At 72.6% G+C, this 25458-nt stretch carries 19 protein-coding genes; 15 read left to right on the forward strand and 4 right to left on the reverse strand.

What is annotated here, in order from left to right; translation table 11 throughout:
* Positions 1 to 8 precede the first annotated feature (8 nt).
* Positions 9 to 902 (forward strand): succinate--CoA ligase subunit alpha, encoded by an 894-nt coding sequence (sucD, locus tag ACH0A8_RS07110; protein WP_271826383.1) that lies wholly within the window; start codon positions 9 to 11, stop codon positions 900 to 902.
* A gap of 140 nt (positions 903 to 1042) precedes the next feature.
* Positions 1043 to 3073 carry a DUF6350 family protein gene (locus tag ACH0A8_RS07115; RefSeq protein WP_406906875.1) on the forward strand — a complete coding sequence of 677 codons (2031 nt, stop codon included), beginning with the start codon at positions 1043 to 1045 and terminating at the stop codon, positions 3071 to 3073.
* A gap of 29 nt (positions 3074 to 3102) precedes the next feature.
* Here the strand turns inward: ACH0A8_RS07115 and ACH0A8_RS07120 are convergent, their stop codons facing one another.
* Entirely contained in the window at positions 3103 to 4071 is a 969-nt protein-coding gene (locus ACH0A8_RS07120) for an SDR family NAD(P)-dependent oxidoreductase (protein WP_209685335.1), read from the reverse strand.
* A gap of 100 nt (positions 4072 to 4171) precedes the next feature.
* Between ACH0A8_RS07120 and ACH0A8_RS07125 the strand changes: the two genes are divergently transcribed.
* The 6 genes from ACH0A8_RS07125 to ACH0A8_RS07150 all read left to right on the forward strand — a co-directional run bounded on the left by ACH0A8_RS07125 (position 4172) and on the right by ACH0A8_RS07150 (position 12063).
* Positions 4172 to 5008: a helix-turn-helix transcriptional regulator gene (locus tag ACH0A8_RS07125; RefSeq protein ID WP_066656850.1), complete on the forward strand. Its 837-nt coding sequence runs from the start codon at positions 4172 to 4174 to the stop codon at positions 5006 to 5008.
* 10 nt (positions 5009 to 5018) lie between these two features.
* The gene (gene purN / locus ACH0A8_RS07130; RefSeq protein ID WP_251155224.1) at positions 5019 to 5612 is read left to right on the forward strand and encodes a phosphoribosylglycinamide formyltransferase; all 594 of its coding nucleotides are present in this window, start codon (positions 5019 to 5021) and stop codon (positions 5610 to 5612) included.
* The gene (gene purH / locus ACH0A8_RS07135) at positions 5609 to 7267 is read left to right on the forward strand and encodes a bifunctional phosphoribosylaminoimidazolecarboxamide formyltransferase/IMP cyclohydrolase (protein WP_311206397.1); all 1659 of its coding nucleotides are present in this window, start codon (positions 5609 to 5611) and stop codon (positions 7265 to 7267) included. Before purN ends, purH begins: the two co-directional genes overlap by 4 nt.
* A 599-nt stretch (positions 7268 to 7866) precedes the next feature.
* Positions 7867 to 9690: an ABC transporter ATP-binding protein gene (locus tag ACH0A8_RS07140; RefSeq protein ID WP_251155226.1), complete on the forward strand. Its 1824-nt coding sequence runs from the start codon at positions 7867 to 7869 to the stop codon at positions 9688 to 9690.
* Positions 9687 to 11609: an ABC transporter ATP-binding protein gene (locus ACH0A8_RS07145; protein ID WP_251155227.1), complete on the forward strand. Its 1923-nt coding sequence runs from the start codon at positions 9687 to 9689 to the stop codon at positions 11607 to 11609. Before ACH0A8_RS07140 ends, ACH0A8_RS07145 begins: the two co-directional genes overlap by 4 nt.
* Before the next feature lie 31 nt (positions 11610 to 11640).
* Positions 11641 to 12063, forward strand: coding sequence for a DUF805 domain-containing protein (locus tag ACH0A8_RS07150; RefSeq protein WP_209685342.1), 423 nt, complete (start codon positions 11641 to 11643; stop codon positions 12061 to 12063).
* Between the two features lie 4 nt (positions 12064 to 12067).
* Here ACH0A8_RS07150 and ACH0A8_RS07155 read toward each other — a convergent pair whose 3' ends face one another.
* A complete protein-coding gene (locus ACH0A8_RS07155) occupies positions 12068 to 12457 on the reverse strand; it encodes an MGMT family protein (RefSeq protein WP_406906876.1) in 390 nt (129 codons plus the stop codon).
* Between the two features lie 6 nt (positions 12458 to 12463).
* Positions 12464 to 12919: a GNAT family N-acetyltransferase gene (locus tag ACH0A8_RS07160; RefSeq protein WP_406906877.1), complete on the reverse strand. Its 456-nt coding sequence runs from the start codon at positions 12917 to 12919 to the stop codon at positions 12464 to 12466.
* 98 nt (positions 12920 to 13017) lie between these two features.
* Here ACH0A8_RS07160 and ACH0A8_RS07165 point away from each other — a divergent pair, with 98 nt between their 5' ends.
* The gene (locus ACH0A8_RS07165; RefSeq protein ID WP_406906878.1) at positions 13018 to 14268 is read left to right on the forward strand and encodes an ROK family protein; all 1251 of its coding nucleotides are present in this window, start codon (positions 13018 to 13020) and stop codon (positions 14266 to 14268) included.
* Between the two features lie 165 nt (positions 14269 to 14433).
* On the opposite strand, the gene ACH0A8_RS07170 is transcribed toward ACH0A8_RS07165, so the two are convergent.
* The gene (locus tag ACH0A8_RS07170; protein ID WP_209685343.1) at positions 14434 to 14862 is read right to left on the reverse strand and encodes a hypothetical protein; all 429 of its coding nucleotides are present in this window, start codon (positions 14860 to 14862) and stop codon (positions 14434 to 14436) included.
* A gap of 160 nt (positions 14863 to 15022) precedes the next feature.
* Between ACH0A8_RS07170 and ACH0A8_RS07175 the strand changes: the two genes are divergently transcribed.
* From ACH0A8_RS07175 to ACH0A8_RS07200, 6 genes are all read left to right on the forward strand, one after another.
* Positions 15023 to 17602 carry a lamin tail domain-containing protein gene (locus tag ACH0A8_RS07175; protein WP_406906879.1) on the forward strand — a complete coding sequence of 860 codons (2580 nt, stop codon included), beginning with the start codon at positions 15023 to 15025 and terminating at the stop codon, positions 17600 to 17602.
* A 138-nt stretch (positions 17603 to 17740) separates the two neighbouring features.
* On the forward strand, positions 17741 to 18583 hold the full coding sequence (locus ACH0A8_RS07180) for a PhzF family phenazine biosynthesis protein (RefSeq protein WP_271826388.1): 843 nt from the start codon (positions 17741 to 17743) through the stop codon (positions 18581 to 18583).
* A gap of 360 nt (positions 18584 to 18943) precedes the next feature.
* Positions 18944 to 20308: an extracellular solute-binding protein gene (locus tag ACH0A8_RS07185; RefSeq protein ID WP_066656825.1), complete on the forward strand. Its 1365-nt coding sequence runs from the start codon at positions 18944 to 18946 to the stop codon at positions 20306 to 20308.
* A 102-nt stretch (positions 20309 to 20410) separates the two neighbouring features.
* Positions 20411 to 21361 carry a carbohydrate ABC transporter permease gene (locus ACH0A8_RS07190; protein ID WP_406906880.1) on the forward strand — a complete coding sequence of 317 codons (951 nt, stop codon included), beginning with the start codon at positions 20411 to 20413 and terminating at the stop codon, positions 21359 to 21361.
* A gap of 2 nt (positions 21362 to 21363) precedes the next feature.
* Positions 21364 to 22263: a carbohydrate ABC transporter permease gene (locus ACH0A8_RS07195; protein ID WP_081985110.1), complete on the forward strand. Its 900-nt coding sequence runs from the start codon at positions 21364 to 21366 to the stop codon at positions 22261 to 22263.
* 61 nt (positions 22264 to 22324) lie between these two features.
* Positions 22325 to 25458: alpha-mannosidase (locus ACH0A8_RS07200; RefSeq protein ID WP_406906881.1), on the forward strand; the 3134-nt coding region annotated here is incomplete at its 3' end.

Below are 25458 nucleotides of genomic sequence, written 5' to 3' on the forward strand. Positions count from 1 at the left end.
CCAGAGCAATGTCGATCTTCCTCAACAAGGACTCGAAGGTCATCGTCCAGGGCATCACCGGCGGCGAGGGCACGAAGCACACCGCGCTCATGCTCAAGGCCGGCACGCAGGTCGTCGGCGGCGTGAACGCCCGCAAGGCCGGCACCACCGTCTCGCACGGCGACGTCGAGCTCCCCGTGTTCGGCTCGGTGCGTGAAGCCGTCGACACCACCGGTGCCGACGTCTCGATCGTCTTCGTCCCGCCGGCGTTCGCGAAGGACGCGGTCATGGAGGCCATCGACGCCGAGGTCCCGCTCGTCGTCGTCATCACCGAGGGCATCCCCGTGCAGGACTCCGCGGAGTTCTGGGCGCACGCGAAGGCGCTGGGCGGGAAGACCCGGATCATCGGCCCGAACTGCCCCGGCATCATCACCCCGGGGGAGTCGCTCGTCGGCATCACCCCGGCGACGATCACCGGCAAGGGCCCGATCGGTCTCGTGTCGAAGTCCGGCACCCTGACCTACCAGATGATGTACGAGCTGCGTGACCTGGGCTTCTCGACCGCCATCGGCATCGGCGGCGACCCGGTCATCGGCACGACGCACATCGACGCGCTCGCCGCGTTCGAGGCCGACCCGGAGACGACGGCGATCGTCATGATCGGCGAGATCGGCGGCGACGCCGAGGAGCGCGCGGCCGACTACATCAAGGCGCACGTCACGAAGCCGGTCGTCGGCTACGTCGCGGGCTTCACCGCGCCCGAGGGCAAGACCATGGGCCACGCCGGCGCGATCGTCTCCGGTTCCGCCGGGACCGCCGAGGCGAAGAAGCAGGCGCTCGAGGCCGCCGGCGTCAAGGTCGGCAAGACGCCGTCCGAGACGGCCGCGCTGCTGCGCGAGGTGGTCGCCGCCGCGACGGCGTAGCGGTCCGCACGACCCGACGGACGGGAGGCACGGTGCCGGTGGGCACCGTGCCTCCCGTCCTGCTGTGGACGGTCGGCCAGTCTCCACAGGTGCCGCGCGGCTCGCTCGGTGACCGCGGGACGGCACGTACCCTGACCACGATGAACCGCCTGGGAACCGCACTGCTGGCCGCCGTCGAGGCGATCGTGACGGTCGGCGTCGGCGTCGGGATCGCCCTCGTGCCGCTGACGCTGCTCTGGGGCTTCGAGTACGGGCTGCAGATCGACTGGGACGTCTTCTGGAAGGCCGCGGGCAGCGTCTGGCTCGTCGGACACGGCGTGGACGTCACGTTCCACCTCGGGACGGCCACGGCCGGCGCGTCCGGCATCGTGGGTGCGGGCGACCCCATCCACGTGACGCTCGCGGCCCTCGGCTTCGCGGTCGTCACGGCCTGGCTCGGAGGTCGGGCCGGTCGGCGGTTCGCCGAGACGGAGCACCGCACGACGGGTCTGCTCGTCGGGACCGCGGGCGTGGCCCTGCTCGGACTCGCCATCGCGTTCTCGTCCACCTCCGCCGCGACCGACCCGGTCGTCTGGCAGGCGATCGTGTTCCCGGCGCTCTGGTTCGCCGTCCCCGCACTCGTGACCGCCGAGGTCTGCCGCATCCGCCGCGGGCTGCCGGCGGACCCGCTGACCGCCCGGTTGCTCGACCAGGTCGGCCGGGTGCCCGTGCTGTGGCGCACCACCGCCGGCTTCGCCCTCCGAGCTGGCACCGCGGTGACCGCCGTCGTGGTCGCGGCCGCCGGGGTGGTCGTCGCCCTCCTGCTCGTCACCTCGTTCGCCGAGGTCATCGCCCTGTACGAGCGTTCGCATGCCGGGGTCATCGGCGGCATCGCGCTCACCGTCGGCCAGCTCGCGTTCCTGCCCGACCTGGTCGGGTGGGCCGTCGCGTGGCTCGTCGGTCCCGGGTTCGCCATCGGCACCGGGTCGAACGTCTCGCCGATCGGCACGGTCCTCGGCCCCATCCCCGGGATCCCGGTCTTCGGCGCCCTGCCCGCCTCCGGCCACACCTTCGGCCTGCTCGGGGTGCTCGTGCCCGTCGTCGCCGGGTTCGTCGTGGCCGGACTGATGCGCCCCGGGCTCGTGCGCGCGCTCGGCTCGTCGGACAGCCCGCTCCGCCGAGCGCTCGCCGGAGCGGCCACCGGTGTCGTGGCGGGCGTGCTGACCGGGGTGGCCACGGCGCTCACGTCGGGGTCCCTCGGCCCGGGCCGACTCACCCAGGCCGGGCCGGACGGCCTGCTCGTCGGCGTGTTCGCGGCCCTCGAGGTCGGCGTGCCGGCGGCGGTGGCGCTCGCCGTGGGGAGCGACCTCGTGCGGCTGCCCGAGCGCTCCCGAGGCCGCGAGCGCTGGATCGAGGCCGACGAGGACGCTGCCGACGACGCCCGCGCCGGCTCGCTCGTCGCCGCACTCGACGAGGCCGGTGCCGGGCGCGCCTCCGCGTCCCACCGGTTCACCGTCGAGGAGGCCCACGACTCGTCGACCCGTGCTGCCGTGCCGTCGTCGGGTGCTGCCGCGGCCGCATCGGACGACCACCCGACGGAGCCGATCGCCGACACCGACACCGACACCGACGCAGCGCACGACGGCGGGCGCGAGCCCGTCGCGTCGCAGAAGCCCGAGCCCGAGCACGAGCACGAGCACGAGCCCGTCGTCGCCCGTCGCACACCCGTCGCGGAACCGGACGACGTGCCGCTGCCGGACTGGGCGCGGACCGACGCGGTCGCCGCCGAGCGGGTCGCTCCCGCGCCGGCCGCCCCCGCCCGCAGCGGCATCAGCGGACTGCGGGACCGGCTCCGTGGCGCCGCCGACGACGTCCGCGCGCGTGCCGGCGACCTGCGCGACCGTGCCGGCGTCCTCCGCGGCCGCGTGGGCGGGACCGGCGCGGGCGGCACGAGGGACGACGGACCGCGACCGGCTGACGAGACGCTCCCGCACGCGCCCGGCACCGAGCAGCAGCCCGCCTTCCCGTGGAGCACCGAGGAGTTCGTCGCCGGCCGTGACGACGCCGACGAGCCCACCCCGGCGACGAGCGCACCGGCAGCGCCCGCGTCCGGTGGCACCCGCTGGGACCAGACCGACCAGATCGCCGAGGACGAGCTGCCCTGGTGGCGCCGTCCGAAGCACGACGCCTAGCGCTCCTCGGCCGCGCGCCGTCGGACCGGTCAGCGCTGCGCCGCGGGCCGCACGACGATCTCGTTGACGTCCACGTCGGGGCGCTCGGCCACGGCGTACTCCACGGCGCGGGCGATGGCGTCGGCGGAGACGGAGTCGGCGCGGTAGGCATCCATCGCGGCGGCGGCCGTCGCGTCGGTGATCGTAGAGGCCAGCTCCGACTCGGTCACGCCCGGTGAGATCGTCGTCACCCGGATTCCTCGGGGCGACTCCAGGCGGAGGCCCTCGGTGATCGCCCGTGCCGCGTACTTCGTGCCGCAGTAGACGGCCGCTGTCGGCGTGACGCTGTGGGCACCGATCGACGCCATCGTCACGAAGTGGCCGGCGCCCTGCGCGAGCATCGTCGGGAGGGTCGCCGCGATGCTGTGCAGGAGCCCGCGCACGTTGACGTCGATCATCTGGTCCCACTGCTCGACGAGCCCGGAGGACAGGGGCGAGAGCGGCATCACGCCGGCGTTCGCGACCACCACGTCGATGCGCCCGAACCGTGCGGTGGCCGCGTCGGCGAACGCTTGTGTGGAGGCGAGGTCGGTGACGTCCGTCGGTACCGCCAGGGCCTGGCCGCCCGCGCCCTCGATCTCCGTCACGAGGGATTCGAGACGGTCGACCCGGCGAGCCCCCAGGACGACGGGGTGACCGGCCGAGGCGAGCCGGAGCGCGGTCGCCCTGCCGATACCGCTGGAGGCACCTGTGACGAGCACGATCTTCCGGCGTCGCAGCACCATGCCGCCGTGGTGCAGGACGTCGTCGCGGAAGTCGCCGTCCGCGGTGAAGCCGGTGTCGTCCCGGTACTCGACGTGGGCTCCGGCGACCTCGTAGCCGCCGGTGTACGCGGCCTCGCGGTCACCGCGGGCCTCGACGTACCGGCCTCCGGTGCGGAGCTCGTGACGGACGCGGCCGTCCTCCGTGACCCAGAGGCCGAGGTAGGGGTGGGGGGTGGTGGGAGTGTCGTCGTTCACGGAGCCAGCGTCCGTCTCGTGTGCAGGGCTTCCCGTGCCGGGTCGTTCCGGGGTGTGCCACGACCAGGGAGGCGGTCGCCGTCGGAACTACCCTGTCAGCGTGCCGTCGTCCTCTGCCGACCTTGCCCTGGGCGCGTACCTGCGGGCGATCCGCGGTCGTCTCTCCCCGGAGGCGCTCGGCCTGCCCTCCGGCGGGCTCCGCCGCGTGGCCGGCCTCCGGCGAGAGGAGGTGGCGGTGCTGGGTGGCCTCAGCGTCGACTACTACACGCGCCTCGAACAGGGGCGCGAGATCAGCCCCGGGTCGGCGGTGCTCGACGGCATCGCCGACGGGCTCGAGCTGGAGGGCGACGAGCGCGACCACCTCTTCACCCTCGCCGGGCTCGTCCCGCCGCCGCGGCGGTCCCGCGCACCCGGCTCGGTCTCACCGGCTCTCGGTCAGCTCCTCGACTCGTGGTCCGCGCACCCGGCGTTCGTGATCGACCCGGCCCACGACGTCCTCGCAGCGAATGCCCTCGCCCGCGGCGTCCACGCACCGTTCGCCCGGTTCGACAACCTCGTCCGGATGACCTTCACCGATCCGGTTGCTCGCGACTTCCACGTGGACTGGTCGAGGACCGCGGACTCGACCGTCGCCAGTCTGCGCGCCGCGACCGCCGAGCACGGAGCCGACCCCGGCCTCCTGGCGGTCGTGGCGGAGGTGCGCGGACGCAGCGACGAGTTCGAGGAACGCTGGAGTGCGCAGCGGGTGCAGCGGAAGGCCGTGACGACCAAGCGGTTCGTGCACGGGGAGGTCGGTGGGCTGGAGTTCGACGCGCACACCTTCGCCGTGCAGGGGTCGCCGGGGCTGCAGCTGGTCGTCTACGGCTGCGCCCCGGGGTCCGCGACAGCGCAGGCGCTCCCGCTGCTGGCGATCGGCGGGGCGGTCGTCCGCCGCTAGGCTGGTCACCGTGCTCGAACTGGTCGTCCTGATCTCCGGTACCGGCTCGAACCTCCGAGCCCTGCTCGAGGCGACGACCGACGCCGAGTACCCCGCCCGCGTGGTCGCGATCGGGGCGGACCGCGATGCCGAGGGCCTGGCGCTGGGCGAGGAGTTCGGGGTCCCGACCTTCTCGGTGCCGTTCTCCCGCTTCGCCTCGCGCGACGAGTGGGGCGCCGAGCTCGCCGCCCAGATCCGGCCGTGGTCGCCGGACCTCCTCGTGCTCTCCGGCCTGATGCGCCTGCTCCCGCACGCCGTCGTGTCCGAGTTCGCCCCCGCGATCATCAACACCCACCCCGCGTACCTGCCCGAGTTCCCCGGCGCACACGGGGTCCGTGACGCCCTGGCCGCCGGCGTCGAGCAGACCGGCGCCAGCGTGATCCAGGTCGACGACGGCGTGGACACCGGCCCGATCCTGGCGCAGGAGCGGATCCCGGTGCTGCCGGACGACTCCGAGTCGACGCTGCACGACCGCATCAAGCCGGTCGAGCGCCGCCTGCTCATCCAGACCATCCTCGACATCGCCAACGGCACCACCGACCTGAAGGGCACCCCGAGCGCATGAGCGTGCACGCCGCCGACCCCAGCCTCTACCGCCACCGCGACGTCGTCCCCGTGCGGCGCGCGCTCATCTCGGTGAGCGACAAGTCCGGCCTGCTCGAGCTCGCCGGCGCCCTGGCCGACGCGGGCGTGGAGCTCGTCTCGACGGGCAGCACGGCGCAGACGATCCGCGACGCCGGGTACGCCGTCACCGACGTGTCGAGCGTGACCGGGTTCCCGGAGTCGCTGGACGGCCGCGTCAAGACCCTGCACCCTGCCGTGCACGCGGGGCTCCTCGCCGACCTGCGCCTCGAGTCGCACGAGCAGCAGCTCGCCGAGCTCGGCATCGCGGCGTTCGAGCTCGTCGTCGTCAACCTGTACCCCTTCGTCGAGACCGTCGCCTCGGGTGCCGAGGCCGCGACCGTGGTGGAGAACGTCGACATCGGCGGACCGGCGATGGTCCGCGCCTCGGCGAAGAACCACCCGAACGTCGCGATCGTCGTGTCGCCGTCGTCCTACGCCGAGGTCGTCGAGGCCGTCCGCGCCGGGGGCACCACGCTCGAACTCCGGAAGCGCCTCGCCGCCCAGGCCTTCGCCCACACGGCGTCCTACGACGCCGCCGTCGCGTCGTACTTCGCGACCGACGTCGTCGGGCAGGACGCGGCACACGTCGCCGCCCAGGCCGCCGCTCCCACGGTGACAGGCGACCTCGAGACGCCCGGCTCGTTCGACGAGACGCTCCGGCTCGAGGCCGGGCTGACCGCGACGCTCCGCTACGGCGAGAACGCGCACCAGGCCGCCGCGCTCTACACGACCTCCGGCGGAGCGGGCATCGCCCAGGCGACGCAGCTGCACGGCAAGGAGATGTCGTACAACAACTACGTCGACGCCGACGCCGCCGTCCGGGCCGCGTACGACTTCGACACCCCCGCCGTCGCGATCATCAAGCACGCCAACCCGTGCGGCATCGCCACCGCCCCGGCCGACGCGGTCGACCCGATCGCCTCGGCGCACGCCGCCGCGCACGCCTGCGACCCGCTGTCGGCCTTCGGCGGGGTCATCGCCGCGAACCGCCCGGTCACGAAGCAGATGGCCGAGACCGTGCGCGACATCTTCACCGAGGTCGTCGTGGCCCCGGCCTTCGACCCCGAGGCGCTCGAGATCCTCTCGCAGAAGAAGAACATCCGGCTCCTCACGCTGCCGTCGGACTTCGCGCTCGCGACCCGTGAGGTCAAGCAGGTCTCCGGCGGCTTCCTCGTGCAGGACGCCGACCGCTTCACCGCGTTCGACCAGTCCACCTGGACGCTGGTGTCCGGCGAGCCCGCCGACGCCGCGACCCTCGCCGACCTGGCGTTCGCGTGGAAGGCCAGCCGCGCCGTGAAGTCGAACGCCATCCTGCTCGCCGACCAGGGCGCGAGCGTCGGCGTCGGTATGGGTCAGGTCAACCGGGTGGACTCCTGCCACCTCGCGGTGGACCGCGCCGGGGAGCGTGCCCGTGGCAGCGTCGCGGCGTCGGACGCGTTCTTCCCGTTCGCCGACGGCCTGCAGGTCCTGCTCGACGCCGGTGTCCGTGCCGTCGCGCAGCCGGGCGGCAGCGTCCGTGACGACGAGGTCATCGCGGCGGCGCAGGCGGCCGGCGTGACCATGTACTTCACCGGCGAGCGTCACTTCTTCCACTGAGTCACCGAACACCGAACACCGGTCGCCGGACACCGTTACGCGCTCGGATCGACGGCGTCCAACAACGCCGAGACCATTGCGCAACACCTGCGACTGTGAATAGTCTGTAAGGCTCCGCACCGCACCGGACGATCGCAACCGGATCGGCCGTGCCCGCGGACACAACGGTGACGAAGACGACGACTGGAGTGACGATGGACGCGACGACCGGAACAGTGGCGACGGCTGCCCGGACGGGTCTCGTGTCCCTCGTGGGGACCACTCCCGCCCCGCGACCCCGGACCCGGACGGCACCGCCGCTCCGGTACCCGGGCGCGGCCGCCGTCTAGCCAGGCCCCTCCCACGGCCTCGCGCCCGACGACACCGTCGGCGAGCGCGGACCACCTGCTGAGAACCCGGGGACCCGTGTCCCCGGTGCCCTCCGGCCCGGTCGACGTCACGCGAGTGGCGGCGACGGCGCGCGACCACGCGCCCGGCCGACGACCACCGCACTGCCACGCCGCGCCTCCCGGCCGGACCGCCACCCACCGACGCGACCCGTCGGCGGGCCGGACGACCCGACCGAGCGGACGCCGCACGACGCACGAGGACGCAACCGCATGTCCACAACGCCCGACCAGGCGACCCCCTCCACCGACCGCCCCTCGACCCTGCGCGCCATCGGGCGCATCTGGCCCTACGTCAGGCCGTACCGCTGGCGACTGTTCGGCGGCATGGCCGCGGCGATGGGCGCCTCGCTCGTCGCCCTGGTGATCCCGTACGTGCTCCAGTGGCTCGTCGACGGACCGCTGTCCTCGCGCGACGCCGCGCTCATCTGGCCCGCCGGACTCGGCGTGCTCGCACTCGGCGCCCTCGAGGCCTTCTTCATCGCATCCCGCCGACGGCTCGTGATGCGCCCGTCGACGCGCATCGAGACGAGCATGCGCAACGCGCTCTACGCCAAGCTCCAGGACCTGCCGGTGGCCTTCCACGACCGCTGGGAGTCCGGGCAGCTGCTGTCCCGTTCGGTGTCCGACCTGTCGCTCATCCGCCGATGGCTGGCGTTCGGCGTCGTGCTGCTCGTGGTGAACATCGTCACGATCGCCGTCGGCTTCGTCGTGCTGTTCACCTTCGGGTGGCTGCTCGGACTGATCTTCCTCGTGGCGTCGATCCCGCTGTGGATCAACGGCCTGCTGTTCGAGCGGAAGTACTCCGTCGTCGCGCGGCGCAGCCAGGACCAGGTCGGCGACCTCGCCACGAGCGTCGAGCAGTCGGTGCACGGCATCCGCGTGCTCAAGGCGTTCGGCCGCGGTCGCTTCAAGCTCGACGAGTTCAGTGAGCAGGCCGAGGCGCTCCGCGGCACCGAGATCGAGAAGGCGAAGGCCATCGCGAGCATCTGGCTGTGGCTGCTGCTCGTGCCGGACGTCGCGTTCGCGCTGTGCCTGCTCGCCGGCATCTGGCTGGCGTCGCAGGGCGAGCTGACGGTCGGACAGCTGTTCGCGTTCTTCGCGACGGCGACCGTGCTGCGGTTCCCGATCGAGTCGATCGGGTTCTTCCTGTCGATGACGTTCGACACCCGGACCGCGGTCGACCGGTTCTTCGAGGTCATGGACTCCGAGAACACGATCCAGGACCCGGCGTCACCGAGGACCATCGACGAGCCGCACGGTGCACTGTCGTTCAACGCCGTGCACTTCCGGTACCAGGACGCGACGGACGAGTACCCGGACCTGGTGGACGGCGTCGAGCTGCAGCTGCACCCGGGCGAGACCATGGCGCTCGTCGGCCTGACCGGCAGCGGCAAGACGACGCTGCTGTCCCTGGTGCCGCGGCTGTACGACGTGACCGGCGGCTCGATCACGATCGACGGCGTCGACGTCCGCGACCTCACCCGCGCGGACCTCCGTCGGCACGTCGGTGTCGCCTTCGAGGACGCCACGCTGTTCTCGACGAGCGTCCGCGACAACGTGCTGCTCGGTCGCCCGGACCTGTCCGGCGACGAGGCCGAGCGCATCATGCGCGAGGCGCTCGACATCGCGCAGGCGTCCTTCGTCGACGACCTGCCCGAGGGCGTCGACACCCGCGTCGGCGAGGAAGGGCTGTCGCTTTCCGGCGGCCAGCGGCAGCGTCTGGCGCTCGCCCGCGCGATCGCCGCGCGGCCGTCGGTCCTGGTGCTCGACGACCCGCTGTCGGCGCTCGACGTCGACACCGAGGCGCGGGTCGAGGCCGGGCTCCGCCGCGTGCTGGCCGACACCACGTCGCTCATCGTCGCCCACCGCCCCTCGACCGTGACGCTCGCCGACCGGGTGGCGCTCATGGAGGGCGGACGCATCACCGCCGTCGGCACCCACTCGGAGCTGATGGCCACCAACGAGCACTACCGCTACGTCATCTCCTCGCTCGACGAGGACGACGCACCCGCCCGAGAGGAGGCGATGGCATGAGCCAGCAGGACCAGGTACCGCCCGTGGACACGGCAGCCGGGCCGGGAGGCCCCGATCCCGTCCTCGACGACGTCGCGGACACGAAGGCGGCCGGCCCCGTCACCGCCGCGGTCACCACGCTCGGCGTGCGCGGCGAGGAGCGCGAGGACTTCAGCAAGGCGGAGAGCAAGCGCCTGCGGCGTCGCTCCCTCGCCCTGCTCGGGTCGCTCGCGGCTCCGCTGAAGGCACGCCTCGTGCTGCTCGGCGTCGTCGTGGTGGTCTCCACCGCGGGCACCGTCGCGGGTCCCGCGCTCATCGCGTGGGGCATCGACAACGCCCTGCCCCGGGTGATGGACCAGAACGACTGGGTACCGGCGTTCGGCGTCGTGGCGACGTACATCGTCGTCGCGGTGCTCGGCGCGGTCCTCACCGCCTGGTACACCGTGCTCGCGGCGCGGATCAGCCAGGCGATCCTGTTCGACCTGCGGAAGCGCGTGTTCCTGCACACCCAGCGGCTGTCGCTCGAGTTCCACGAGACGTACACGTCCGGCCGGATCATCTCCCGCCAGACGAGCGACCTGGACTCGATCCGCGAACTGCTCGACTCCGGCCTGAACCAGCTCATCCAGGGCGTGCTCTACATGGTGTTCACGGGCATCGCGCTCGTGCTGCTCGACCCGACCTCCGGGCTCGTGCTCGCGGTGTCGCTCGTGCCGCTGTGGTTCCTGATCCGCTGGTTCCAGACGAACTCGCAGACCCTGTTCCGGGCCACCCGTGTGACCTCGGCGCGCGTCATCGTGCACTTCGTCGAGACCATGACCGGCATCCGGGCGGTGCAGGCGTTCCGGAAGGAGTCCCGCAACCGCGACGAGTACGGCGGCTACGTCGAGGACTACCGGGTGGCGAACACGAAGGTGTTCAACCTGTTCGGGACCTTCGACCCGGTGCTCGTCCTCATCGGCAACGCCACGCTCGCGGCCGTCGTCATCGTCGGCGGCTTCCGGATCGTGGGGGGCTCGCTCGAGGTCGGCGCGCTGCTCGCGGTCGCGCTGTACGCCAAGCGGTTCTTCGACCCGGCGCAGGAGCTCGCGATGTTCTACAACGGGTACCAGTCGGCCTCGGCGGCGATGGAGAAGATCTCCGGCGTCCTCGAGGAACGCCCGTCGGTGCCCGACCCCGCGAAGCCCGTGCGGCTGCCGGACGCCACCGGCGCGATGGACTTCGACGACGTCGAGTTCGCCTACAACGCCGAGAAGGTCGTGCTCCCCGAGTTCGACCTGCACATCCCGGCGGGGCAGACCATCGCGCTCGTCGGGTCGACCGGTGCCGGGAAGTCGACGCTCGCGAAGCTCATGGCGCGGTTCTACGACCCGTCGAAGGGTTCCGTGCGGCTCGACGGCGTGGACCTGCGGGACATCGACCCGAAGGACATGCGCCGCGCGATCGTCATGGTCACGCAGGAGGCGTACCTGTTCTCCGGCTCCGTCGCGGACAACATCGCGCTCGGCAAGCCCGGGGCGACGCGGGACGAGATCGTGCGCGCGGCGGAGGCGGTCGGGGCGGACGCGTTCATCGAGGCCCTGCCCGACGGGTACGACACCGACGTGAACAAGCGCGGTGGCCGGGTGTCGGCCGGGCAGCGGCAGCTCCTGTCGTTCGCCCGGGCGTTCATCGCCGACCCGAAGGTGCTCATCCTCGACGAGGCCACGGCGTCGCTGGACATCCCGTCCGAGCGGCTCGTGCAGGAGGGCCTCGAGACCCTGCTCGCGGACCGCACCGCCGTGATCATCGCGCACCGCCTGTCGACCGTCGCGATCGCCCACCGGGTGCTCGTGATGGAGTACGGGCGGATCGTCGAGGACGGCACGCCGGACGACCTGATCGCGGGGACCGGGCGGTTCGCCCAGCTGCACGCCGCCTGGCGGGACTCGCTCGTCTGACGGACCGGGCTGCACGTGGTTTGCTGACTCCATGAGCAACGACAGCGTGCAGCCCGGCGGCGTCGCCCTGCGCGACCCCTTCTACGGGGCACCCTTCGCCGAGGCGGTCCGACGGTTCTGGCGGAAGTACACCGTGTTCACCGGACGGGCCTCCCGCTCCGAGGCCTGGTGGTGGTGGCTGACGTCGTCCGTGATCGGGCTCGTGCTCCAGCTCGTCCCGCAGGTGTTCACGCCCGGGACCCCGGTGCTCGAGAACCCGGTCGGCTCGTACCTGTTCGTGCTCTGGGGCCTGGCCACACTGATCGGGTCGCTCGCCCTCGGTGCCCGTCGGCTGCACGACGCGAACCTGTCCGGCTTCTGGCAGTTCCTGCACGTGGTCGTCGGCATCGGCTCGCTCGTGCTGCTGGTGATGTTCCTGCTGCCGCCGAACCCGAAGGGCTCGCGCTTCGACTGAGCGCTCAGAACGGGTCGTCGGCGTCCGTGGCGGGTGACCAGCGCGCCCGACGCACGTCGATCCTCCAGGCCGACGAGCCCGACGACGCCGACGACGCCGACGACCGCTCCACGAGCGGCGTGCCCTCGGCACGGTAGTGCTCGAGGGCCCGCGCCTCGTGCCGGACGGGCGGCAGGCCGCCGGCGCGCACCACGCGCCACCACGGCAGGTCGGCGCCCTCGCGGGCCATCACCGTGCCGACGGCGCGAGCGGCCCGCGACCCGAGGACGGCGGCGACGTCGCCGTACGTCATGACGTGTCCCGCCGGGATCAGCCGGACCACCTCGGCGACGGCGGCCCCGAAGTCCGGCTCGGCCCCGGAGTCCGGCTCGGGTCCGGACTCGGCTCTGTCCACGCCCGGTCAGAGCGCGAGGACGGCGTAGTGGTCGCCGTACTGCGTCTCACGCACGACCTCGAACCCGAGGGCGCGGAAGAACGCCTCGGGGCCGCCGTGGCCGCCCGGCTCGTACACGACCGTGATCCGCTCGAACCCGCGGCTCCGGGCCTCGTCCGCGAGACCGTGCACCGCGAAGCGGCCGACACCGCGGCCCTGCGCGTCGGCGGCGACGTTGACGCGCCAGATCGCGCTGCGGAGCTCTTCCTCGTTGTTGTCCTCGTCGAAGGTGCCGATGATCATCCCGACCACGCGGTCACCGTCGAGCACCACGCGGGTCCACGCCGAGCTCGGCTTCACGTCGGACTCGGCGACGCCGTACGTCGTCGGCTGGACGAACTGCTCCTGCCCGGGCTTGAGCGTCAGCGAGTTGGCCGCGGCGGCGGTCGACGCGGAGAGGGCTTCGAGGCGGAGGTCCGTCATGCCGCTCAGGGTAGCGGTGCACCCCGTCCGGGTGCCAGGACGACGTGCGAAGCGTTGCAGCACCGTTGCGTGCGCACGGGCGGCGGTAGGGTCGCGGCATGGCGGAGCATCGGCGCGGGGCGAACCTGCCGTCGATCGGCGGCTTCAACCGCACCGTCGTGCTCGACGCCGTCCGCCGCTCGCCCGACGGGCTGAGCCGTGTGGAGCTCGCCGGGAGCACGGGCCTGAGCGCCCAGACGGTGTCGAACGTCACGCGCTTCCTGATCGAGGCCGGCATGATCGTCGAGTCCGGCACCGTGGTCGCCGGCCGTGGGAAGCCCCGGACGATCCTGCGGCTCGAGGCGACGAGTCGGTACGCGGTCGGTGTGCACGTCGACCCCGCGGTCGTGACGTACGTGCTCCTCGACCTCGCCGGCAGCGTGGTCGCCGAGACCACCACGTCGACGCCCTCCGCGGACGACCCCGCCGAGGTCGTCCGGACCATCGCGACCGCCGTCGACGGCCTCGTCGCGGACGCCGGTGTCGCGGCGGAGAGCGTGCTCGGCGTCGGCATCGCGAGCCCCGGGCCGATCGACGTCGACGCCGGCGTCGTGCTCGACCCGCCGTTCCTGCCCCGCTGGCGGGACGTGCCGCTGCGCGACGCCCTCGCCGAGGCGACCGGCTTCCCGGTGCTGCTCGAGAAGGACGTCACCGCGGCGGTCGTCGGCGAGATGTTCCTGGCGGGGGAGTCCTCGGCGCGGAACTTCGCCTTCGTCTACTTCGGGACGGGCTTCGGCGTCGGGCTCGTCGTCGACCACGAACCCGTCCGCGGTACCGGCTCGAACGCGGGCGACGCCGGGCACATCATGGTCGACCAGGGGGCGCTCGCGGGGACCCCCGACGGCTCCGGTCCGCGGGGTGAGGTCGGGGCCGCGGTCGCCCCGGCACGGCTGGTCGAGGTCGCGCGGGACCGCGGGCTCCGGCTGCCCGGCGCTGCTCGGGCGGACGACGTCACCGCCGTGCAGCGGGCCTGGGACTCCCTCGGCGAGGCGATCGCGTCCGGCGACGAGGTCGCCTCGGGACTCGCGGCCGACGCCGGCACCGTCATGGGCCGGGCCGTCGTGGTCATCGTCAACCTGCTCGACGTCGACCGCGTGGTCTTCGGTGGACCGTTCTGGTCGCGCATCGCCCCGGTCGCCCTGCCGGCGGCGCGGGCCGCGATCACGGGGTCGCCGCTGCTCGTCCCGAAGCACCCGATCGCGGTCGTGGACAGCGGGCGGGGTGCGGACGTGGCGGCCGTCGGCGCCGCGTGCCTCGTGCTCGACGCGGCGCTGTCACCGCGCGCGAGCGCGCTGCTCATCCGCCGCTGACCCGTCGACGCGGGTCGACAGGAGCGGCTGGCCGACGACCCGCCGGTGACCGCGTGCCGGACGGGAGGCCCCGGTCGTGCCCGCCCCGCGCCTCCCGTCCGGTCGTCCGTCGACCGGGAGGCGCGGTGACGGTCCGCCCCGCGCCTCCCGTCCGACGACGTCCCGTCAGGCCGCGCCGAGCACCCTCCGCCACGCCGCCGTCAGCGTGTCGTACTCCTCGTCCGTCAGGAGGTCGCGGACGCCGGTGGCGAGGACCGCCGAGCGGACCGCTTCCTCGGCCCCGGCGCGGTCGCGGAGGTGTGCACCGCCGTGCTTGACGGCCTTGCCGGCCTCCTGCGCCGCCTCGATCTCGTCGACGCGACCGGCCTCGCCGGCGGCGTCGAGTGCGTGCTTCCACGCGGCCAGCAGGTCGGCGTTCGTCACCATCCGGCCGTCGGCGCCGCCCTGGATCGCGAGCGAGGCGCTCGCCTCCGGCACCACGATCTGCTCGTCGGCCTTCCAGACGACGTCGAGCGCCTCGGCCTCCTCGGCGGTGATCTGCCCGGCACGCTCGATCATCGACTGCAGTGCGGTGTTGCTGGTGTCGTCCGTCACGGTTCCCTCTCCGACCGAACGCGCTCGCGTGGTCGCTCCCATCCTCCTGACGCCTGCTGGGAGGACGCGGCACCGGTCGTTCACCCGGCAGCCACCGGCCGGACGCCGGGATGCTGAACAGTCGTGCAGGTCCCCCTGACCTCCCCGAGAAGGACCCTGCATGCACACCCCCGCCCTGCGGCTCGGTGCCGGCCTCGCGACGGGCATCGCCCTCGCCGCCGGCGTGCTGACCGCGACCCCCGCCGTCGCCGCGGTCGGTGACGACGACCCGACCGTCGGCGCCCGCGTCACCACCGGCCCCGCCACCGGGCTCGCGATCAACGAGGTGGAGTCGAACGCCGACGACACCGACTGGGTCGAGCTGGTGAACACCTCGTCCGCCGCGATCGACCTGAGCGGCTGGCGCTTCCTCGACTCCGACTCGTCGCACACGGCGTACACGCTGCCGCAGGGCTCGACGATCGCCGCCGGCGGGTACCTCGTCGTCGACCAGGAGACCACCACCCGGTCGGGCTTCGACTTCGGGCTCGGCGGTGCCGACTCGGTGCGGCTGTACGACGCCTCCGGCACGCTGACGCTGCGGTACGCGTGGACGACGCACGCCGCCGTGACGTACGGCAGCTGCCCGGACGGCTCCGGCACGCTCGTGGACACGACCGCGTCGACGAAGGGCGGACCGAACGACTGCTCGTCGCCCGTCCGCATCAACGAGGTCGAGTCGCAGGGCGGCACCCCGGGTGACTGGGTGGAGCTGACGAACGTCGGGACGACCACGGTCGACCTCGGCGGGTACGTGCTGCGGGACAGCGAGGACGACCACGCCTGGACGGTCCCCGCCGGCACCACCGTCGCGCCGGGCGGGTTCACCGTGCTCGACGAGGCGCAGGCCGGTGCGGACTCCGGTACCGCTCCGGGGGCCGGGACCGGGACCGGGACCGGGGCCGGGGCCGGGTTCGGCTTCGGGCTCGGGAAGGCCGACCGTGTGCGGCTCTCGGACGCCCGCGGCGTCCTGGTCGACGAGTACTCGTGGACCGCGCACGCCGCGACCACGTACGGCCGGAACCCCGACGGCACCGGCGCGTTCGCCGAGACGGCCGAGCCGACGAAGGGCTCGACGAACCGCTTCGCCGGCGTCGTCACCGCCGAGGCGTGGCCCGGCGGCCCGGACGAGACCGTCCTGGACGCCGAGGACACCTTCACCGGTGACCTGAGCGGCCTCGACTGGACGTCCTCCGCCTCCTCGCAGGACGGGCAGCTCTGGGCCGTGCAGAACGGGGACGGGCTGCTTTACCACCTCGTCCCGGACGGCCGGGGCGGCTGGGCGCCGACGAACACCGCGGGCGTCGACCTGCGGTACGCCGACGGCACCGGGACGCCCGACGCCGAGGGCGTCACCGTCACGGCCGACGACCCCGGCGCGGTGTACGTGTCGACCGAGCGCGACAACGACGTGTCGAAGGTGAGCCGCCCCGCCGTGCTGCGCTTCGCGACCACGGACGGCTCCGAGTCGGTCCTGCGCGCCACGGACGAGTGGGACCTCGCCGCGGACTTCCCGGGCCTGGGCGCGAACGCCGGGCTCGAGGGCGTGACCTGGGTGCCCGACGCGTGGCTGACGTCCCGCGGGTTCGTCGACCAGCACACCGGTGCGACCTACGCGCCCGCCGCGTACCCGGGGCACGGCGAGGGACTCTTCCTCGTCGGCGTCGAGGGCACGGCGAGCGTGTACGCCTACGCGCTGATGGACGACGGCTCGTCCCAGCGCGTGGCCACGATCGCGGCGCCGTTCTCGCTCGTGGCCGAGGTGCAGTTCGACCCGACGCTCGACGCGCTCTGGGTCGTGTGCGACGAGGCGTGCTCCGGCCGCACCGCGCTGTTCGACGTGCAGGACGGGGCGTTCACGCTCGCGACGCTGTACGAGGCCCCGGCGAACGCCGACCGGACGCTCGCCAACGAGGGCTTCGCGATCTCGGGGCGCTGCGTGGACGGTGCTCGGGCGACCTTCTACGCCGACGACAACGACACGAACGGCGCTTCGCTGCGCACCGGGACGTACCCGTGCGACGCGGTGGAGGAGCCGGGTGACGGCGATGGCGGGATTCCTGCGCCGGGTGACGGGGAGGCGCCTGCGCCGGGTGACGGGCAGGCGCCTGCGCCCGGTGGCGGGGAGACGCCCGCGCCGGGTGACGGCGGCGGCAGCACCCCGGCTCCGGGCGCGGGTGGCAGCAGCCCGGCCCCGGTCCCGACGACTCCTGGCCCGACGACTCCTGGCCCGACGACTCCTGGCCCGACGGCTCCGGGGCCGGCGGCGCCCGCGGCTCCGGTCGCGCCGGGCGTCTCGGCGCTCGTCGACGGGAACCGTGGCTCGGTCTCCGCGCCGTCGAACGTCCGTGCGGGCAGCTCGCTGACGATCGACGTCGGGACGCGGTACGCCGGGGAGCGCGTCGCGGTCTGGCTGTTCTCCGAGCCACGACTCCTCGGGACGCCGGTCGTCGCCGCGGACGGCACGGTGACGGTGGCCGTCCCCACCGACGTCCCGGCAGGGCAGCACCGCATCGCGGTGGCCGCGTTCGACGGCACGGTGCTCGGGTGGACCGGGATCACGATCGACCCCGCGACGGGGTCGCTCGCGTTCACCGGTGCCGAGCTGGGCGGTGGGATCGCCGCGGCGCTCCTGCTCCTGGCAGCCGGTGCGGGTGTCCTCGTGGCGCGCCGTCGTCGGACGGTCGGCTCGCCGGCCTGACGCTGCACGACCCGACCGACGCCCCCGTCGTCCCACCGGACGGCGGGGGCGTCGGTGTCCCGCGCGGGGGCGTCGGTGCCTCCGCGATGGCGTCCCAGCACCGCGACGGCGTCGGTGCCTCCGCGGTAGCGTCGGGGGATGCGCTCCGAGGTCCTCCGCTACACCGCCTTCGCCGCCGAGCCAGGGGGCGGCAACCCCGCGGGGATCGTGCTCGACGCCGAGGGGATGACCGACGACGAGATGCTCGCGGTCGCGCAGGAGGTGGCGTACCCGGAGACCGCCTTCGTGGTCGCGCGGACGCCGGACGGCGCCCGGGTGCGCTACTTCTCGCCGGCCGCCGAGGTCCCCTTCTGCGGACACGCCACCGTCGCCACCGCCGTCGTGCTCGCCGAGCGCGAGGGGACCGGGGCACGGGTCTTCTCGACGGCCGCGGGGGACATCGCGGTCGACGCCACGACCGCACCCGACGGCAGTGTCCAGGTCGCGATGACGAGCGTCGAGCCGTCGACCCGTCCGATCGATCCCGCACGGTGGGAGCGGCTCGCCGCCGTGCTCGGGCTCGTCGACGGTGACGTCGCCGAGGGGTTCCCCGTGCTCGAGTCCTCCGCCGGCAACCGGCACCCCGTGGTCGTGCTCGCCGACGTGGAGCTCTTCCACCAGTTCCGCTTCGACCCCGCCGCGCTCGCCGCACTCAAGCGGGAGTACGGGTGGGAGGGCACCGTCACCGTCCTGCACCGGACGGGTCCGCTCGAGTTCGAGGCGCGGAACCTCTTCCCCGCCGGCCGGATCACCGAGGACCCGGCGACGGGCTCGGCGGCGGCTTCGACCGGTGCGTACCTGCGCGCGGTCGGCGCGGTGTCGCCCGGGGCACGCGTGGTGATCCGGCAGGGTCGACACGTCGGGCGTCCGAGCGTGCTGCTCGTCGACGTGCCCGAGTCCGGCGGCATCACGGTGACCGGGGGCGCCACCCCCATCGCCTGACCCGGCGGCACCGCCCGCGCGCGACGCCGGGCGCCCGTTCCTCCCCCTGACGCCCGCGATGCTCGGGCGCCCGTTCCTTCCCCTGACGCCCGCGATGCCTGGCGCTTCCGGGCGTACCTGGTCGTTCCGGCAGACCAGGTACGCCCGTTCCGACCAGGTACGCCCGTTCCGACCGGGCACGCGCGACAGCTTCGAGCCCGCGCGGACGCCGCGGGCCCCGGCGCGCACGGGACCACCCCGCGCCCGGGGGGCCGTTGCCGACCCGTGACGGAAAGTGCTTGACACGAATAAGTCCATCCGTTGTACTAATCCTGCGCGCGGGTGACGGAGCCCGCGGACATCCCGTGCAAAGGAGCACCGATGAAACGCCGCACCCGAATCATCGCCGGACTCGCAGCCGTGGCAGCAGCCGCGGTCGGGCTGGCGGGTTGTTCCAGCTCGGGCTCTGCCTCGAGCGACACGATCAAGATCGCCTACCAGAAGTTCGGTGCCTTCCAGCAGCTCGACGCCCAGATGAAGGTCGTCAAGCAGGAGTACGAGAAGGCCAACCCCGGCAAGAAGGTCGAGCTCGTCCCGATCCAGGCGCAGGAGGACGACTACGCCACGAAGCTCGCCCTCATGAACCGCGCCCCCGCGACCGCCCCCGACGTCATCTACGAGGACACCTTCCGCATCAAGGCGGACGCCGACGCCGGGTACCTGCTGCCGATCGACCAGTACACGGAGAAGTGGGACGAGTGGGACCAGTTCTACGACAACGCCAAGCAGGCCGGCGAGGGCGAGGACGGCAAGATCTACGGCGTCCCGATGGGCACCGACACCCGCGCGCTCTGGTACAACAAGGACATCTTCGAGAAGGTCGGCCTGCCGGTCCCGTGGGAGCCGAAGACCTGGGACGACGTGCTCGCAGCGGCGAAGACCATCAAGGAGCAGGACCCGGACGTCATCCCGTTCAACATCTACTCCGGCAAGGCACAGGGCGAGGCCTCGACCATGCAGGGCTTCGAGATGCTGCTCTACGGCGCGGACGGTGACGGCAACACGCTCTACCAGGACGGCAAGTGGGTCGTCGGGTCGAAGCAGTTCGAGGACTCGCTGCAGTTCATCGAGGACGTCTACCAGGGCGACCTCGGCCCCACCCCGCAGCAGGCGCTCGACACGAACATCGGCACCACGATCACGCAGACGTGGCTGCCCGAGGGCAAGCTCGCCATCGACCTCGACGGCTCGTGGCAGTCGGGCACGTGGCTCGAGACGGGCACCGCTCCGTGGAAGGAGTGGAACGACGTGATGGGGCAGGCGCCCTTCCCGACCCAGAACGGCCAGGAGCCCGGGTACAACTCGATGTCCGGCGGGTGGACGCTCTCGGTCGGTGCGAAGTCGAAGGACCCGCAGGCCGCGTTCGACTTCATCACGATGTTCCTCGACAAGGACGGCTCCATCAAGTACGACGCCGAGAACAGCCAGATCGCCGTCCGCAAGGACGTCGCCGAGGACCCGGAGTACACCGGCGCCAACCCCACGTTCGAGTTCTTCTCCGGCTTGGTGGAGCACACCAACTTCCGCCCGGCGACGAGCGAGTACGCGCAGGTGTCGAACGCCATCCAGGTCGCGATGGAGTCCGTCATGACCGGCCAGCAGTCGCCGTCCGAGGCCGCAGCCGTCTACGACAAGGCCGTCGAGGGCGTCGTCGGCAAGGACGGCACCGTCGCTGCCGGTCAGTGACGTGACCGTCTGACGGACGGGAGGCGCGGATCACCCCTGCACCGCGCCTCCCGTCCGACCCACCCCACCTTCGGAACCCCTCCGCACCCGGAAGGCATCCACGTGTCCAGCACCCCTCTCGCGCCGACGCTGTCGGCACCCGGCGCGCCGAAGCGCACCGAACCACCCGTGCCGCGCAATCGGCGGCCCCTCCGGAACGCGACGCGGGTCGTCCCGCTCCTGCCCGCCGTGGTCCTCCTCGTCATCTTCCTGCTCGGGCCGGTCATCTCGTCGTTCTACGGGTCGTTCACCAACGCGGCCCTGACCGGCGTCGACGCCGCGAACCAGCAGTTCGTCGGGTTCCAGAACTACGTCGAGCTGTTCCAGGACCCGGACTTCCCGAAGTCCGTCGTCCTGACGATCGTGTTCCTGCTCGCATCCGCCGTCGTCGGGCAGAACGTGCTCGGTCTCGGTCTCGCGCTCCTCATGCGCAGCGCGAACAAGGTCGTCCGCGCGGTCGTCGGCACGTTCGTCGTCGCGGCATGGGTCCTGCCGGAGATCGTCGCCTCGTTCGCCGCGTACGCCTTCTTCCACGACGAGGGCACGCTCAACTCGTTCCTCGCCTCCATCGGGATCAGCGGGCCGAACTGGCTCTACACGTACCCGATGATCGCGGTCATCCTGGCGAACGTCTGGCGCGGTACCGCGTTCTCGATGCTCGTCTACTCGGCGGCCGTGCAGGAGGTCCCCGAGGAGATCACCGAGTCCGCCGAGGTCGACGGCGCCACCGGCTGGCAGCGCCTCGTCTACATCACGCTGCCGGTGATCCGTCGGTCCATCTCGACGAACCTCATGCTCACGACACTGCAGACGCTGTCGGTCTTCACCCTCATCTTCGTGATGACGGGCGGCGGACCCGGCACCAACTCGTCGACCCTGCCGATCCTGGCGTACCAGGAGGCGTTCCAGTTCTCGCAGCTCGGCTTCGGGACCGCGATCGCGACCATCCTGCTCGTGGTGGGGGCGGTCTTCTCGATCATCTACATCAAGGCACTGAAGCCGGAGGTGGACTGACCATGGCCCTCACCGCTGACCGTCCCGTGTCCGACACCACCCGGTCCGTCACCGCGCCGGGCGCCCTGCACATGACCTCTCCGCGGGGGCGCACCCTCCGCTGGGTGTCGAACATCGTCCTGCTCGTCATCGCCGTGTGCTTCGCGGTGCCGCTGCTCTGGCTCGTGCTCGCCTCCGTCGACGCCCAGGCCTCGCTGTCCGTGAAGATCCCGTCGCAGTTCACGCTCGACAACTTCACCCAGGTGCTCACCCCGGAGCTGTCGTTCATCCCGCTCGCGAACAGCCTGCTGCTCTCCGGCGGCACCGCGGTGGTGACGGTCGTCGCGGCGCTCCTCGCCGCGTACCCGCTGTCCCGGTACAAGATGCGGGTCAACAAGCCGTTCCTGTACAGCATCCTGTTCGGCACCGGCCTGCCCATCACCGCGATGATGGTGCCCGTCTACGCGCTGTTCGTGTCGCTCAACCTCATCGACAACATCTACGGCTGCATCTTCTTCCTCGCCGCCACGAGCCTGCCGATGGCGATCTGGATGGCGAAGAACTTCATGGACTCGGTGCCGATCTCGCTCGAGGAAGCGGCGTGGACGGACGGCGCCTCGATGTTCACCACGCTGACGCGCATCGTCGTGCCGCTCATGCGTCCGGGGATCGCCGTCGTGTTCATCTTCGTGTTCATCCAGGCGTGGGGGAACTTCTTCGTCCCCTTCGTCCTGCTGCTCTCGCCCGACAAGGTGCCCGCCGCGGTGAGCATCTTCAACTTCTTCGGGCAGAACGGGGCCGTCGCCTACGGGCAGCTCGCCGCGTTCTCGATCGTGTACTCCGTGCCGGTCATCGCCCTCTACGTGCTCGTGTCCCGCGGCCTCGGTGGGGGCAACGCCCTCGCCGGCGGCATCAAGGGCTGACCGCGCCCCACGCTCGCCGGGCACCACGCCCGACCGTCCCTGCTGGAAAGGAACCACCTCCATGCACCACGACGAACCCCTCGTCGAAGCTCGGATCGCCCGTCTCGTCCGGGACCGCATCGACCCCGCCGTGCACCGTCGCTCGGCGCCGGTCACCGTCGACGCCTGGCAGGTACCGGACGAACCGGTGCCGTTCGCCGAGGCCGTCGCAGCCGAGTACACGCCGTTCCGCGTCGGTGACGCCTGGGGAGCGCGGCCGTGGGGGACCACCTGGTTCCGCGTCCGCGGCACCGTGCCGGACGACTTCGGCGTCGACCCCGGCACCACCGTCGAGCTCCGGGTGGACCTCGGCTTCTCGAAGCGGCAGCCCGGGTTCCAGGCCGAGGGGCTCGCCTGGCGCACCGACGGCTCCACGATCAAGGGCATCGAACCGCGGAACGACACCGTGCCCGTCGAGGTCCGCCCCGGCGGCACGTTCGAGGTCTACGTCGAGGCCGCCGCGAACCCGGACATCGGCGGCGACGACTTCCAGGGGGCGACCCCGCTCGGCTCGAAGACCACCGCCGGCACCGAGCCGATCTACCGCCTGCGCGCGCTGGAGCTCGTCGAGCGGGACGACACCGTGTGGGAGCTGCAGCAGGACGTCTGGGTGCTCCGCGGACTCATGGCCGAGCTGCCGACCGACGGCACCCGGGGCGCGGACATCCTGCGCGGGCTCGAACGTGCGGCGGACGCCCTCGACCCCGACGACGTCGCCGGCAGCGCTGCCGCGACCCGCGAGGTGCTCGCGCCGCTGCTCGCCGTGGGGGCGGCCGGGTCCGCCGGGCGCGCCGTCGCCGTCGGGCACGCCCACATCGACTCCGCCTGGCTCTGGCCCGTCCGCGAGACGATCCGCAAATGCGCGCGCACGTTCTCGAACGTGCTCGACCTGATGGACCAGGACCCCGACTTCACCTTCGCCTGCTCGTCGGCGCAGCAGTACGCCTGGATCCGTGACGGCTACCCGTCGATCTGGGCGCGCCTCAAGCAGCGCGTCGCCGAGGGGCGGTGGATCCCGGTCGGGGGCATGTGGGTCGAGTCGGACACGAACCTGCCCGGCGGTGAGGCCCTGGCCCGCCAGTTCGTCGCGGGCAAGCGGCTCTTCCTCGAGGAGTTCGGCATCGACACCCCCGAGGCCTGGCTGCCCGACTCGTTCGGCTACACCGGAGCCCTGCCGCAGATCGTCCGCGCCGCCGGGTCGAAGTGGTTCGTCACGCAGAAGCCCTCGTGGAACGAGACGAACGTCATCCCGCACACGTCCTTCCACTGGGAGGGCATCGACGGCTCGCGCGTCCTGACGCACCTGCCCCCGGCGGACACCTACAACTCGGACGTCTCGGCGGCCGACCTGCACCGCGGCGAGCGCGGGAACAAGGAGCGCGGCGTCGCGAACACGTCGATGCTGCTCTACGGGTTCGGCGACGGCGGTGGCGGACCCACCCGCGAGATGGTCGCGGCAGCACGGCGCCAGCACGACCTCGACGGCTCGCCGCGGGTCGACCTCGGCACCCCCGCCCAGGTCTTCGAGGAGCTCGAGCGCGTCCTGCCGGAGCCCGCCGTGTGGTCGGGGGAGATGTACCTCGAGTTCCACCGCGGCACCTACACGTCGCAGATCCGCACGAAGCAGGGCAACCGGCGCTCCGAGCACCTGCTCCGCGAGGCCGAGCTCTGGGCGGCCACCGCGGCCGTGCGACTCGGTGCCGAGTACCCGTACGACGAGCTCGAGTCCGTCTGGCACACCGTGCTCCTGCAGCAGTTCCACGACATCCTGCCGGGGTCGTCGATCGCCTGGGTGTACGAGAACGCCGAGGCCGAGTACGCCCGGGTGGCGGAGGTGCTCGAGGACCTCATCGGTGCCTCGACGACCGCGCTCGCGAGCGGTGGTGCGCCGGCGCTCGCCGGGGTCGGGGCGTCGGCGACCGCCTTCGCCGGGGACGGTGGGGCGCCGCTCGACGCTCCGCGTGGTCCGGGTGCCGCCGGGACCGGGGGCAGCGCCGATGACGGGACGGTCGTGCGCTTCAACGCCTCGCCGGTCGCAGCGGGCGGGGTGACCGCCCTGGGTGGTTCCGCCGTGTCGGAGACGGAGGCCGTGCCTCCCGTCCGGAGCGGTGACCGCTTCGTCCTCGACACCGGTGTCGTCACCGCGACCGTCGACGCGGAGGGCCACGTCGTGTCGTTCGTCGACCACGCGACCGGACGCGACGCGATCGCGCCCGGCGCTGCCGCCGCGCAGTACACGGTGTTCCGCGACACCCCGAACCAGTGGGAGGCGTGGGACATCGACCGCGCCTACCAGCGCAGCGGGACCGTGCTGGCGGCGGCCTCCGTCGAGGTGGTCGGCGATGCGCTCGTCGTGACGCGTCCCTTCGGCTCGTCGTCGGTGACCACCCGGTACTCGGCCGTCGCCGGGCAGCCGGAGCTGCACGTCGAGACCGAGGTCGAGTGGCACGAGCAGCAGAAGCTCCTCAAGCTCGCGTTCCCGCTCGACGTCCGGGCGTCCGTCGCGTCGAGCGAGATCCAGTTCGGGCACATCGACCGGCCGACGCACCAGAACACATCGTGGGACATGGCGCGCTTCGAGACCGCCGCGCACCGGTGGGTGCACGTCGCAGAGCCCGGCTTCGGGGTCGCGGTGGCGAACGACTCCACGTACGGGCACGACATCACCCGCTCGACCCGGGCCGACGGCGGGACGACGACGCTGGTGCGGGAGTCCCTGCTGCGCGCGCCGACGTTCCCGGACCCGCACGCCGACCAGGGGCACCACGTCTTCCGGACGGTGCTGCGCGTCGGGGAGTCCGTGCTCGACGCGGCGGACTCCGGGTACCGGCTCAACCTGCCGGTGCGGTCCGTGCCGGGGTCGGGGTCGGCCGACGTGTCGCCGCTGGTCGTCGTGTCCTCGCCCCAGGTGCTCGTCGAGGCCGTGAAGCTCGCCGAGGACCGCTCCGGCGACGTCGTCGTGCGGCTCTACGAGGCCTCGGGCGGTCGGGCGTCGGACGTCGGGGTGTCGTTCGGGTTCGACGTCGCTTCGGTGGAGGCCGTGGACCTGCTCGAGCGGCCGCTCGGCTCGGGGACGTGGGCGGCCGGGGTCCGTGCGGCGTACGACACCCTGTCGGCGTCACGGCAGCGGGCACTCGTGGACCCGGTGCTCGCGGC

Source organism: Curtobacterium sp. 179-B 9B NHS (assembly GCF_045370965.1).
Lineage (GTDB): Bacteria > Actinomycetota > Actinomycetes > Actinomycetales > Microbacteriaceae > Curtobacterium.